The sequence below is a fragment of the bacterium genome (assembly GCA_035380285.1).
Lineage (GTDB): Bacteria > Auribacterota > Erginobacteria > Erginobacterales > DAOSXE01 > DAOSXE01.
Genome location: DAOSXE010000007.1, coordinates 30,593 through 43,492, shown reverse-complemented (window position 1 = coordinate 43,492; position 12,900 = coordinate 30,593). Strand labels below are relative to the sequence as shown.

The 12,900-nt window shown below is 63.9% G+C and carries 8 protein-coding genes; 7 read left to right on the top strand and 1 reads right to left on the bottom strand.

Features of this window, described 5'->3' with window-relative positions; genetic code table 11:
* Positions 1-36: 36 nt before the first annotated feature.
* The 4 genes from PLZ73_03980 to PLZ73_03965 are packed head-to-tail and all read left to right on the top strand — an operon-like array spanning position 37 to position 6,318.
* Complete coding sequence (locus PLZ73_03980) at positions 37-1,974, top strand: sulfatase-like hydrolase/transferase (GenBank protein ID HOO77026.1); 1,938 nt, start codon at positions 37-39, stop codon at positions 1,972-1,974.
* A gap of 11 nt (positions 1,975-1,985) precedes the next feature.
* Entirely contained in the window at positions 1,986-4,445 is a 2,460-nt protein-coding gene (locus PLZ73_03975; GenBank protein HOO77025.1) for a hypothetical protein, read from the top strand.
* 2 nt (positions 4,446-4,447) lie between these two features.
* Positions 4,448-5,092, top strand: a complete 645-nt coding sequence (locus tag PLZ73_03970) for a hypothetical protein (GenBank protein HOO77024.1) — start codon at positions 4,448-4,450, stop codon at positions 5,090-5,092.
* On the top strand, positions 5,017-6,318 hold the full coding sequence (locus PLZ73_03965) for a hypothetical protein (GenBank protein HOO77023.1): 1,302 nt from the start codon (positions 5,017-5,019) through the stop codon (positions 6,316-6,318). The genes PLZ73_03970 and PLZ73_03965 overlap by 76 nt, the downstream gene beginning before the upstream one ends.
* A 53-nt stretch (positions 6,319-6,371) precedes the next feature.
* Here the strand turns inward: PLZ73_03965 and PLZ73_03960 are convergent, their stop codons facing one another.
* Positions 6,372-7,127 carry a glycosyltransferase family 2 protein gene (locus PLZ73_03960; protein HOO77022.1) on the bottom strand — a complete coding sequence of 252 codons (756 nt, stop codon included), beginning with the start codon at positions 7,125-7,127 and terminating at the stop codon, positions 6,372-6,374.
* Positions 7,128-7,278: 151 nt separating this feature from the next.
* Here PLZ73_03960 and PLZ73_03955 point away from each other — a divergent pair, with 151 nt between their 5' ends.
* From PLZ73_03955 to PLZ73_03945, 3 genes are all read left to right on the top strand, one after another.
* Positions 7,279-10,941, top strand: coding sequence for a hypothetical protein (locus tag PLZ73_03955; protein HOO77021.1), 3,663 nt, complete (start codon positions 7,279-7,281; stop codon positions 10,939-10,941).
* Positions 10,942-11,018: 77 nt separating this feature from the next.
* Positions 11,019-11,666: a hypothetical protein gene (locus tag PLZ73_03950; protein HOO77020.1), complete on the top strand. Its 648-nt coding sequence runs from the start codon at positions 11,019-11,021 to the stop codon at positions 11,664-11,666.
* Positions 11,667-11,693: 27 nt separating this feature from the next.
* A complete protein-coding gene (locus tag PLZ73_03945) occupies positions 11,694-12,881 on the top strand; it encodes an outer membrane beta-barrel protein (GenBank protein HOO77019.1) in 1,188 nt (395 codons plus the stop codon).
* Positions 12,882-12,900 lie beyond the last annotated feature (19 nt).

The window sequence follows — 12,900 nt, the reverse complement described above, 5'->3', positions numbered from 1 at the left end:
TCCCCTCTCTTATTACTGTTGGGCTTGAGCTTGGTCGTGAAAGCCACCCCTCCGGCCGACCCGAGGGCGGTATCCGATCTCGTCGAGCGCGGCGACGCTGCCTTCGCCGTCGACGATTTCGCCGGAGCCGGGGAGTACTATCGCCAGGCCCGGGCCCTTGACCCCGATAACCCGCAGGTATTGGCGCGCCTGGGGTTCTGCCGGTGGGAAGAGTTCGATCCCGCCGGCGCGGAAGCGCTCGTCGTCCGGGCCCTGGCTCTCGCTCCCGAAAACAGCGAATTACGCTCGAGTGTCGCCCGATATTGGATGGGCCAAAAGGAATGGGAACGGGCCAGCGTATTATGGCGGGAAGCGGTTCGACTGAATCCCTCGTCCCTCGATTTTCTCCTGGGAGAAGCCGAATGTCGCCTGCGCCTTAACCATCTTACTGGCGCTTTGGCGATCTGCGGAAACGTTATGGCCCGCAAACCTTCGGCCGAAAATCGTTATACGGCAATGGTTCTTACGGCGCAGGCATTCTTGAATGAAGGGAAAAGTATCGAAGCGCGTGAGTACGCATTGAAGGCCATTCGCATGAACCAGGAGTACCCCGAGGGATACCGTATTCTTGCTCTCTGTCCGATTGCCGCCGTACCTCCGCAGTTCACCGCTCAGACCGCGGGCCCCGGCCGGCCCGACATCATCCTGCTTTCCATCGATACGCTGCGGGCGGACCGGCTGGGGTGCTACGGCAATCCCCGTCCCGTTTCCCCCGCCATCGACGGGTTTTCCCGGGAAGCGGTCCTTTTCCGCCGGGTCGTCAGCCAGTCGCCCCACACCGCTCCTTCGCACATGACGGTCTTGACCGGCATGCTTCCCGATGTCCACCAGGTTGTTAACTTCGGTGGAGATTATCCCGGAGCGACTCTTTCCCCCTGCCTCCCGACCATGGCCGAGATCTTGAGTTCGGCGGGCTATTATTGCGCGGCTTTCGTCGGCAAGGGGAATCTGCCCCCGTTCAAAGGATTTTCCCGCGGTTTCGACCGCTACGAGGAAAGCTTCGACGAATTCACCGACGGTTCCGACGTCATCCCCCCGGGGGTCGACGAAGTGCTGCGGGACGCGCAACAGGACCCCCGGCCGCTGTTCCTGTTCGTCCATCACCTGTTCGTCCACGCTCCGTATATCTACGGTCCGCCGGAAATCCGGGACCGCTTCCTGACCGATGATATCCGGGTCCCCGGGCTCCCGATCGAGTTCGGGGACGTGGCGGCTGGCGGTCAAACCCTGAGCCACGATCGGTTCTGGGAGAACATCGACATCTCCGACCCGGCCCACCGGGAACATGTCCTCGCCCTCTACGACGGCGGCATCCTCTTCGCCGACCGCATCTTCCAGGACCTCGTGGGCAAGCTCAAGAAAGCCGGGCGCTACGACAACGCCCTGATCGTTCTCTTTTCCGACCACGGGGAGGAGTTCGGGGAGCACGGGGGGAGGGAGCACGGACGTCTCTTCGTCGAACATCTCCTGGTCCCGCTGATAATAAAATTCCCGGGCGCAAAATTTAGTGGTCATGTTGTCAGCCAGCCCGTGAGGTTAATAGATATCCTACCAACAATCTTCGGCGTTAATGGCTGCTCGGCGAACAATATTGAGGGCAAATCGCTTTTGGGATTGTTAAGGGATGAGAATAGGGCACCGATTCCACTGATCAGTTATTCTACATGCATGCCCGGTTGCACTCGGATTGAAGTGTGGCCGTATTCTTATTCCGACGAAGGCGCAGAGCGTTTGTTCGAGATTGCAACCGACCCGGGAGAGCAAAGGGACGTCGGCGCAGCCTTGCCGGAGCGGTTGGAGGAGTTCCGCCGTGACGCCCGGGAGCAGAATCTTCGCAAAGCGGCCTACGTCGACCGCATGGGAAGTTCCGCCGGGGAACCGGCGCCGCTCGATCCCGACCTGAAACGGCGGCTCCGGGCCCTGGGATATTTATAGGAACCGCGCGGATGTCGATAAAAACGCTGAAAGCCATGGTGCCCAAGCCGGGAAAGAGCGCCCGGACCCTGGCGGCGCTGGGGCTGCTGCTCACCCTGGTCTTGCTGCCCGCGCTGACCGGCGCGGTGCCCCTGGTCAACGACAGCGCCCTCTGGACCTGGCAGCCGTATCTCTCCTTCATCGCCCGGTCCATCCATGGAGGCATCGTGCCGTTTTGGGACCCGCACACCTTCTGCGGAGCGGTGCCCGCTTATCTGCGGGGCTACGGGCCCCACTATTTCGGGGGACTGCCGGCCCTGCTCCTGGCTTCTTCTTCCTCGCTCGGGTCCGTCTCCTGGTGGGGCCTGGCCTTCCCCATCTGGCTGGGCTATCTCCTGGCCGGCGCCGGGGCTTACCTGTTAGGCCGGAAGGCGATAGGTCTGGGATCCTCCTCTGCCGCCTTGCTGACGGTAGCCTATATATTCAGTGCACCGGTGATAACGCGGCACGAACAGATATATGCTTGTGCGGCGATCCCCTGGTGGCTTCTGGGAATAACGCTGTATCTGCGGGACAGCCGTCCCCGGATGCTCCTTCCCGCGGCGCTGGCGTTTTTGATAGGATTGCCGTTGACGATCGGGGGGTTGATCGTTGCCGCCACGGCGGCTTTGAGTCTGGTCCTGACGGGCAAGGTCTGGTCGCTTCGCCACCCCCGGGAGTTCGGCAACGAGGGAGTGCTCCACCGGTTCCTTCTCGTGGTCTTTCTCGGCGTGGCCGTGACCGCCCCCTTCTGGACGGCGGCGGCGGAAAAGATCTACCGCCTTTTTCTGCTCCCTCCCGGCGTGGCCCGGGCGCACCTGCGGGAAGGCGGCTGGTTTTCCCTCGATTACTTCGTCAGCGCCCTATCTCCCTGGTTCTTCGACGCTCCCGACAAGTTGGCGGGTTGGAAGGGGGGCGCTCCTCTTATCGAGGAAAGCCCCTGTCGCCTGCCCGGGGGGCTGCCCGTGCTCTTCCTGGCCTTCCTGGCTCTGCCGTGGCGTCGGCGCCGGGAGGCGCCCTTTCCCGGAATATGCCGGTACTGGCTCCGGGCGGCGTCGGCGCTGTTGCTGCTGTCCCTGGTCATGTCGGTGGACCTGCCCATAGGCCCCCTGCGGGCCCTGTTCCGTAACGTCCCCCTGCTTTCGGTTCTCCGGGGCGCCCCCTGGCTTCCCCTGATGGCTTTCGGCCTGGCCGTCGCCGCCGCGATCGGGTTCGAGGCCGTGGTTCGGGGTTGGGTGGCCGTTACCGTGGGCAGGGCCGCGGTCTTCATAACTCTGGCGGCGCTGTCGATCCTGGCCGGCGTGGCGCTTCCCCCGGGGTCGATCGCCCAGTTTCGCGCGGCCGGCCTGGGGGTTGTTTTTTTCATCCCCGCCCTGCTCGTCTTCGCTGGTTGTGCCGTTTTGCTGTTGGCTGCCGCCCGAGGTCGCTCCGGCCCGGCGCAAGCGAAGCTGCTGTTCTTCCCGGTCCTGATTTTCGGATTGATGACGGCTCTGGTCGAACAGTATCTGGACCGACGGGGAGCCGGCGAGCCGGGGGGCGGCCCGGCGACCTTGAGCTCCTCCGGTCCCGGGGCTTGGGGGACCGTATGGCCGAGTTCCGGGTCCGCGTCCGGCCTCGAGCGCGTCGCCGTTTTCAGCAACCGGCTGGCCGATATCGCCTACCTGGCCGGCGGGTATTCCGGAAACGGGTACCCCAACGACCTGCTCGACAACCGGGCCGAAGTCACCTTCATGGGCAAACCTTTCCCCGGCAGGCCGGGGGAAGGCATCGCCGCCCGCCGGTTCGCCCGGACGCTCTCGAACCTGGGGGTAGGTTATTTGTGGCTTGACGACCCCTCTCCGCCGGGCGACGGGTGGATCCCCCTCAAGGGTGGCGCCGGGAAAACCGGGTGGTGGTACCACACCGACCAGGCGCTCCCCCGGGTCTATACGCTCGACCGCCTCCATCCGGTCGGAGAGATGGACGCTCTCTACCAGCTCACCAATCAGGACGACCGGGAGTTGGTCGTGGTCGAAGGTTCCTACCAGGAACTTTCCGGGATCATGGGAAACTACCGCTGGCCCCTGCGCCGGGATCTTCCCGACGACCGCCAGAACCGGATGATCGAACGTTACTTCAACGAACTCCAGGGGCTGAACCGGATCCACGGCCTCGATTTCACCAACCCCAACCGGCTCGCGGTCGAAATCGAGATCCGCCAGCCGGCGATGATGGTGGTCGGCGATTATCGACATCCTTTCTGGCGGGCTGAAGTGGACGGGGAAACGGTTTCCATCTACCGCGTCAATTACATTCTCAGGGGAGTCTGGTTGAAGGAGGGAACGCACCGGGTCGAGATGGCGTTTACTCCCTGGCATATGTGGGGCGCGTATCTGATAATGGCGCTCACGCTGGCCGTTCTGGCAACGTTATTCCTCCGGGGTCGCCGCCGGGCCGAGGCCGCGGTCGATTGAAGATGTTCGTGCGTTTGTCCCCCACTACCGTCGGCCGCGGCGTCGCCGTGGTATTTATACTGGGGCTGGGAGCTTGGCTCCGTTTTCAGGGGCTCTCCGGGTTCAGCCAGGTCGGGGGGGACGACGTCGCCTACCGGGTGGAGATCCCCCAATACTTCGATTGGGCCTGGGACAGCCTCTGGGAAAGGGGTATCCCCGCCCGCGGGTTGCTGGCCCCGCTCGTCGCCGCCGTCCGGATGAGCCATATCGGACTGGCTGAAACGGAGACGTCCTGGGCCAAGCCCCTGTTCGTCCTCAACCTGGCGATAGCGGAAGAGATCGCCGGTCTGACGGTGCGGATCCTCCATGAATGGACGGCGTTTTTGGGCCTGGCCGTTCTTCTTCTGGCAGGAGCTATCGGGTGGAGGCTCCGGGGTTTCAACGCCGGAGCTTTCGCCGCTTTTCTGCTGGCGGCCTCCCCGTGGGCGGTCCGCTATTCGACCTGGGGGCTTCACGTCACGGGCGGAAGCGTCCTGATCCTGGCCGGGCTTTATTTCGCGGTTCGAGCCGACCTCACCGGGAAACCGTCCGCGTGGCTCGGATACGGGTTGTTTCTCTGGGGCGCCGTCTACTACAGCACGTCCTCGATTTTCCGGTTTTTCTGCTGATCGTGTTCGAGCTGGCGCGCACGGTCATTACGGGCTCTCGCGCCGGGAAGGGATGCCTCTGGTTCCTGACCGGCTTTCTCGGAGGAGTCGCGGTCTGGGAAGCGGTCAATTTCGCCGTCTGCAGCCTCTGGATCGGTTACACCCCCTTCCCCCTGAGGTTATTGGAGGGAATCCGGCATAATGCCGCCAACGCCGCTCCCCTTCCCAGCGATCCTCTTTTCTTCTGGCGTCACCTGGCGCTTTCCGAAGGATGGTTGTCGACGGGCCTGCTCGCCGCCGGGGCGGCGGCCGGGACAATCGCGGTGGTTCGCCGCAACTGCGGGAAGAGACCGGCGTTGCTGCGCCTGGTTTTTCTTTTCTGGGGAGTCGCGCAGGGTATGAACGCTTTCGGAGGCACACAGGTGATCCGCCATTATTTCCCCGGTTTTCTGGCCGGCGTGATCGTGACGGGGTGGTGGTTGAGCGGCTGGAGGCGGCACAAACGCTGGTGCGGCTGGGCGGCCGCGGCCGCGGTGCTGGCTGTGGCGGCCCGCCAATACCGAGAGGTCGGGGTATATCGGGAAAGCCGTTCGGCGCCGGCACTGCTGGAAAAATGGGAGCAGGAGACGGGCAGGAGAGGGGAGGGAGCGAGCATGGCCATGCAGCAATGGGACTTATGGCCGTCGCTGACCATGCTCAAGGACCGGGAGGAATTGGAAGATTTCGCCAGGCGGCATCCTCGGGGCCACATCATGTATTCCGATTATATCGGTATCGCTCACGGAGCGTGGTTTTATCATAATCGGGAAGAGCTGCTGCTCGCGGAAACCCTGCGTGCATGTCGCCGTCCCTTGTTCGCCGCGCCTTCGTACCTGTCTTACCAGCCGATGCTCTTCGAAAACGAATACTATTATTGGGGATTGCTGCGGGGCCGGCCCGAAAGATTCGATCCCGCGGTTCGGGTATTTTCGGTGGCCGAGGTTCTCCGCGCGCGGGCCGAAATTCTGCGGGACGCCTCGCTGCGCCGGGCGTTGGCGGCGCAACTGCTCCGTCCGCCCCCGCTGCGGATCCCGGCCTGGAGGCGCCGGATCGTACTTCCCTATCTCGAATCGGGGACCGTCCCCGGTCGATCGTTCCAGGGGCGGTTGTGGGAGGCCCTGGCGCCGCTGGGTCTGCTGGTCGCCGGGTTATTACGGCAGCGGGGACGTCTTCCCGAGCGGGACGGCCGGCAGCCGAATCCGCACTGACTCCGCGGCGCCCGCGGTCCGGCTCCCGCGTAACCGCGCCTTCGAACCGGGCATCAGCGGGGGAAAAGCAGGTATTTGATCCAGCTGTACAGATAGCGCAGGGAGTGGATGCTGAGCTTGATCTTGGATTCGCCGAAGCGCCGGGCGTATTCGTGGGCCGGGACCTCGACCAGGCGATACCCCCGGGCCAGGGTCTTGATCGTCATCTCCTGCTCGATGGTGGTGATGTTTTCCCGGAGTCCCAGGTCTCTGGCCACGGCGGTTCTGATGGCCCGGAATCCGTTCTGAGAGTCCGAAAGCCGGACGTTGAAGCGATAGTTGATCCCCAAGGTGATGATATCGCTGCCGATCATGCGCATGAACTTGTTCACGTCCCCGTGCAGTTCGTCCGACCCTCCCTTGGGCCGCGACCCGACGACATGGTCGGCTTCTCCTTTCAGGATGGGGGCGACCAGCCGGGGGATGTCCGCCGGCCGGTGAGAGTAGTCGGCGTCGATGAAGACGAGGACGTCGCCGTCGGCGGCGGCGATAGCGGTGCGGATCCCGTCTCCCTTACCTTTGCCGTGGTCGAGGATGAAGCGCACTCCCGCGCCTTCGGCGACTTCCCGGGTGTTGTCGCGGGAATGGCCGTCGACGACCAGGAGTTCGTCGGCATAGGGGCGGCAATGCTCGATGATGTCGCCCAGGCTCTCTCCTTCGTTACGGGTGGGGATGACCACCGTAACCCGGGCTTGCCGCTTCTGGAAAATATCCCAGGCTTCCTCCAGGTCGCTGGGCTTGTACCAGGGGTCTTCTTGATGGTGCAGCATCTTGTCTCCAGAGGTTGGCGTTTGAGGTATGGGAATAGTATGGACTGGCGGCCCGGATGGCAAGAATTGATATCCGGAAATGGACCGGCATATTTGTTACTTCTAAGGTCGCAGCTTTTTATATAATTTAACTTCGTTCGACGATTCGCCCATGAAACATTTCAGAGCAATAACGCTGATAGCGATCCTTCTTCTCGCCGGATTCCTGCGTTTCAGCGAGTTGGGGACGTTCGGGCCCACGCCCGGAGACGACATCTCCTACCTGAACGGGGTCAGGGACACCTACGCCGGGCTCCGGCGCGCCATCCCGTCTCCCCCCTGGTGGTTCGTCCCCCTGCGTCCCTTTTTCGTCGCCAACAATCTCACCCAGCGGACCTACGAAGGGATGATGTGTTTCACCTCGCAGGCCAAGCCGCTCTACCTGCTCAAGTTGTCTTTGATCGAAGGAGCCGGAACCCTGACGCTGTACGGGATGCAGTTCGCCAACGCCGTTTCCGGTCTGCTCGTCGTTCTGGTCCTGTTTTTCCTGGGGAAACGGCTCTTTTCGCCGGGGGCCGGTCTCGGGGCCGCCTTCCTGGGCGCGGTCTCCCCCTGGCTGATCCACTACAGCACCTACGGGGTCCCGACCAACGACAGCGCCCTGCTCTTGCTGCTCTCGCTCCTGCTGGCGGTGAGGGCCCGTTTCCGCCCCTTCCTCTGCGGCCTGGCCGCCGGGGGCGCGGTCATGGTCAACCCCACGGTAATCCTTCCCGCCGGTCTCCTGGTTCTGATCGCGGCCGGCCGGGCGCTGACGGACGCCGCCGGGGGCGCCCCGGGGAGCCGGAAACGACTGGTCGGCGGTCTGGCCCTGATCGGGGGGGGCGCAATTCTTCCCTGGCTGCTCTGGGAGGCCGCCGATTATTACTACTGGTCGTACTTCCATCTGCCCTACCGTTCGTTCTGGGAAGCCCTGGCCGCGACCCGGGGGGACAATCTCGGGCACGCCCGCTCGCTGCCGGTCGACGCGATCTTCCCCTTCCGCGCGGCGGCGGCGGTGGACGGGCTCCCCTGGGTCTTGCTCTGGCTGCTGGGGGCGGCCTGGGGGCTCGCGCACGTCCGGAGCCTGAACCCGGCGCGCCGGTTCGGCCCCGCCGCCGCCTATTTTCTCATGGCCGGGGTCCTGGTCACCGCGACCTTCACCGGAACCACCCAGTGCGCCCGGCATTACATCATCTTCTGGATGGTGGGGTTGCTCTGGTCCGGGGCGTTTCTCCGAACGCTTTTTCTCCGGGGCCGACGCAAGGGACCGGCCGGGTTGGCCGCGGTTCTGGCTCTGCTCCTGGTCGCCGCCTGCCTGGTTTCGGCCCTGAGGTCGCTGGAGGTCTATCGGCGCGCCCGGCAGGGCTGGCGCGATCTTTCGGCCTGGATCGAGGCGGACGTGCCCTGGGACCGGATCGTCACGCCCGCCAACCAGCCTCCGAACATGTGGCCGGCGGTCAAGCGTTTCAACAACTGGTTCGAACTGGAGAAACTCGAAAAGGAGAAGGGCCCCACTTGGATCGTCTACGGCGATTATATCGCCGTTACCCGGGGGATCTGGGACTTTCCGTACGACATGTACCCCATCGCCCTGGCCTGCCGCGAGGTCGAGGGAGAGGATTTCCGGGCCGGGACCCACGTCAGCGCCCCGATTTTCCTCTACGAGAACGAGGATTATTATTGGGGTTTCGTCCGCCGGAAACGGGTCGCCTTCGACCCCGACGTCCGGGTCATCCCCACCGCCCGGATCCTGGATTTGAAGGACAAGGTGGACTGGCCGCCCGAATCCGTGATCGCTCCCTGGATCCACGGCGACGGGGAACAGGGGGCCAACGTCTACCGCCCCTTCCTCGATTTCGGGGTCTACTCCCACCGCTCGCCCTGGTTGGGAGTGGGGCTGGTCCTGATCTTCTTCGGCGGCATGGTGTGGATATGCCTGCCGCCGGGAACGCGCGCGGTTATGAAACGGGGATCGGCCCGGCGGCGCACCGCCGCGGCCCTGGCCGCGCTCGCGCTGATCGCTCTCGTCTTCCGCAACTACGGAATTTCGCTCTATTCCCAGATGGGAGGGGACGACGTCGAGTACCGGACCTATATCGAGCGCATGCGCCTGAACCCCGATTTCGCCTGGACCGGGGCGGCCAAACCGGTCATCGTCGCTTCCTGGCTGAGCGGGCTCGACGTCAACAAGACCATCACCGTTTTCGCCAAACCGTATTTCATCCTGGAGCGGACGGTGCTGGCGTTCCTCACCGGCGGCGACTTCCGCTATATCCATTACCTGACCTGCCTGCAGGGGGTGGCGACGGTTCTCGTGGTTTTCATGATCGGGCGCCGTCTGCGCGGAAACCTCTGCGGTCTTATCGCCGCCGCCTTCTGGGCGGTCTCCCCCTGGGCCGTGACCTATTCCACCTGGGGAATCCATGTCGCCGGGGGGGGCCTGGCCTTCGCCGTGACCTTGTGGGCCTATTTCGCGTTCGTGGACCGAGGCCGCTGGCCCCGGGCCCTGCTCCTCGGCCTCGCCGCCGGAACGGCGCTGATGTACAGCACCTCCAACATCTGGCCGATCTTTTTTCTGGGAGTCATCGAATCGGTTCACGGCCCCATCCGCTTTCGGAGCCGATGGCCGAGGCTGATCCCGCTCTGGGGAGCGACGCTGGCGGGGCTGCTCCTGCCCTGGCTGTTCTGGGAAGGGATGAGTTCTTACAGCCTCGGCCTGGTCGGATACCCCCACCGCTGGTTTCCGGCGGTTCTCCTGCAGGCTACCCGCGATAACCTCCTTCACGCCCGCGCGCTTCCGGTCGATATCCTCTTTTTCTGGCGGCACCTCTTCCTCTCCGAGGGATGGGCGGCGGCCGCGCTGTTGACGGGCTCGTTCCTCGGTTCGGCGGCGGCGGTGGCGAGGAGAAAAGCCCGGGGCGCGACGGGCGTATTGGTGGCCCTGACGTTTTCCCTGACCGTGGTCATGAACTACACCGGCATCGCCCAGGTGATCAGGCACTTCTTCCCCGCGTTTCTCCCCCTGGCGCTGCTGGCCGGCGCGGTCCTGAGCCGCTGGACGGCGGGGAAACGCCTGCGTCTGGCGGCGCTGGTTGCCGTCGTGATCCTGATCTCCTGGAGACAGTGGCACCGGCTCGACCTTTTCCGGGAAACCCGGTGGGCTCCCGACCGGGTCGGAATCTGGGCCCAGGGGCATCTTTTCGTCCCGGGGCGTTTGGCGACCCTGCCTTGCCAGAACCTCGGTCTCTGGCCAGGGTTGCGTCCGATCGGGAGCTGGCGGGAGATGGAGCAGCTGGGGCGCCTGGTTCCGCCGGGGGCGATGATGTACGGAGATTATATCGAGATATCCCTGGGATCCTGGCTCTACTCGTTTCCCGAATATTACGAGATCAGCGAGGTGGTCCGGGGCCTGCCCTCGGGAAACGATCTTTTCCGCACCCCCTCCTACCTGGCCTATCTTCCTAACCGTTTTGAGAACGAGTTTTATTACTGGGGGCTCTACCGGAAAACTCCTCCGGTCTTCGACCCCGCCATCCGGGTGCTCCCCGCTTCCGACATCCTCGCCCGGTACCGGGCCATTCGCGGCGACCCCCTCCGCTACCGGCAACTCTGGGAGCCGACAAGCGCGCGCTCGGTCCTGAAGATTCCGGCCCGGCCCAACGACATCTACCGCCCGTTCATGGAGCCGCTTGAGCGCTCTTCCGCGCCGGTCCCCCTGGCGCTGTCGGCGCTGGTTTTCCTGGCGCTGATCTGGCGCGGCCGACCTCGGCTTGTCCGCCCGGACGCGAAGGATTAAGTTGGCTCCAGCCTTGTATTGTGTTTATATTTAAAGATAGACAGTCGAAGAAGGCCTGGAGGGCGACAATGCGGGGCATGAAAAAAACCGCCTGGCTTCTGCCGGGAGCGGCGTTGTTGTTGCTGTGCGGTTGCGGCGGCGCGCGCAAGGAAAAGCGGATCGACGCCGAAATCGAAAGAGTTGGGGCCCTGTCCGGCGTTCTGGAAGTGGCGGTTCCGGGAGGGGACGCCTTTACGGTCGAGAAAGAATCCGACATCCTCTTTTTACAACCCGGCGCCGTGGTTCGGGTGACCGAGGGGGAGTGCACCGGGTACCTGGGGAAATCCCGGGTCCGGCTCTCCTCCGGGCAGTCCGCGAAGATCATCGCCCCCCTGACCGTCATCGACGATATCATGAGCCGTTCCGGAGGGTTCCGGGCCCGCCGCCCCGACGGGTCGGAAGTGGAAGTAGGGGAAGCGGACGAGCTTCCCCTCCTTCCGGCGCAGACCGTGATCATGGTCACCGGGGGCACGGTCATGGTCTCGTCGGAGGGGATGCGAATAGCCCTGGCGCCGGGCGAAATGGGTATTCTGGGGCGTGGACTCAGCGCCCCCGGGGAGATCGGAATCGAGGAAATCGAAGCGGCGAACGCGGTGCAAGCGGGCCCGAGCGCGACCCCGGCGCCCCTTCCGGGGTTCGCCTCCACCCCCGAACTGGGGCCGGCCAGCCCCTATTTCCCGGAATGAGCCGATGAGCCGAATCTGATGTCGTGTATGTCTGATATTTCGAAAGTAATCGCGATCCTGGTGGCGGCTTCGGCCCCGTTCTCTTCGGCTGCGGCCGCGTCGCTTCGGGCCAACGGCCCCGGTCACGGGATCGCCTACGGGAACCTCACGCTCACTCCCCAGGTCTGGTTGAGCGGGGAGTACGACAGCAATATTTACTGGTCGAACTACGACGAGCAGAGCGATTACATCTATACCGTCAGCCCCGGGGTCAAGCTGGAGCTCCCCTGGGACCGGGAGAGAAACGTCTTCAAAGCCTGGTACCGGGCCGACCTGATCTACTTCCAGGACCATCCCCGGGAGAACCACCAGGACCATACCGCCGACGGCTACCTGCGCTACCGGGTCTCCGACTACACCCTCGAACTCGAGGACCTTTACCGCAAGACCTCATCCCGGTTCGACACCGAATTCCGGGAGCGGATACGCCGGACCGACAATCTGGCCCGGGCCCGGCTCTCCGCCGAGTATAACGCCTTCGAAGTTCAGGCCGAGTACCGCAACTTCTACCGCAATTTCGACACCGAACGGTACGAACGCTACGACCGCGACGAGAACATCGCCGACGTCTACCTCCTCTACCGAGTGGCCTCCAAGACCCAGGCGCTGGTGGAATACGTGTATGACGTTATCGACTACCGCACCGACAACGCCCGCGACGGCCAGTACCACGAGATCCTGGCCGGGTTCCGGGGGAATCTCACTTCCCGGTTGACCGGGGAAGCAAAAATCGGTTACCAGTCGCGCAAATACGACCAACCCTACTGGAACGACTACGGAGGGTTGGTCGGATACGTTTCCCTGGAAGAGGAATTTTCGCGCGCGACCAGCCTCTCGGTGGGGTGGGAGCGCACCCTCCAGGAATCGACCTACGTCGCCAACAGCTATTACCAGATAAACCGGGTCTGGGCCCGGATCAGCCAGCAGCTGGTGCGCAAATTGCGCGGCTTCGCGGAAGCCAGTTACGGGAATTACTACTACCCCAACCCCGACGGGGTCCCCGGCGGGAACCGCCGCAACGACGACGCCTACTTCGTATCCGCCGGATTGGTGTACAGCCTTCAGGAATACCTGAACATTTCCCTGATCTACGGCTGGCGCCGCCGGGATTCCAACGTCCCCGACCTCGACTACACCGACAACCGGGTCGGAGTGGTGATTTACGCTTATTATTGATCCGCGCCGCCCCGCCGGT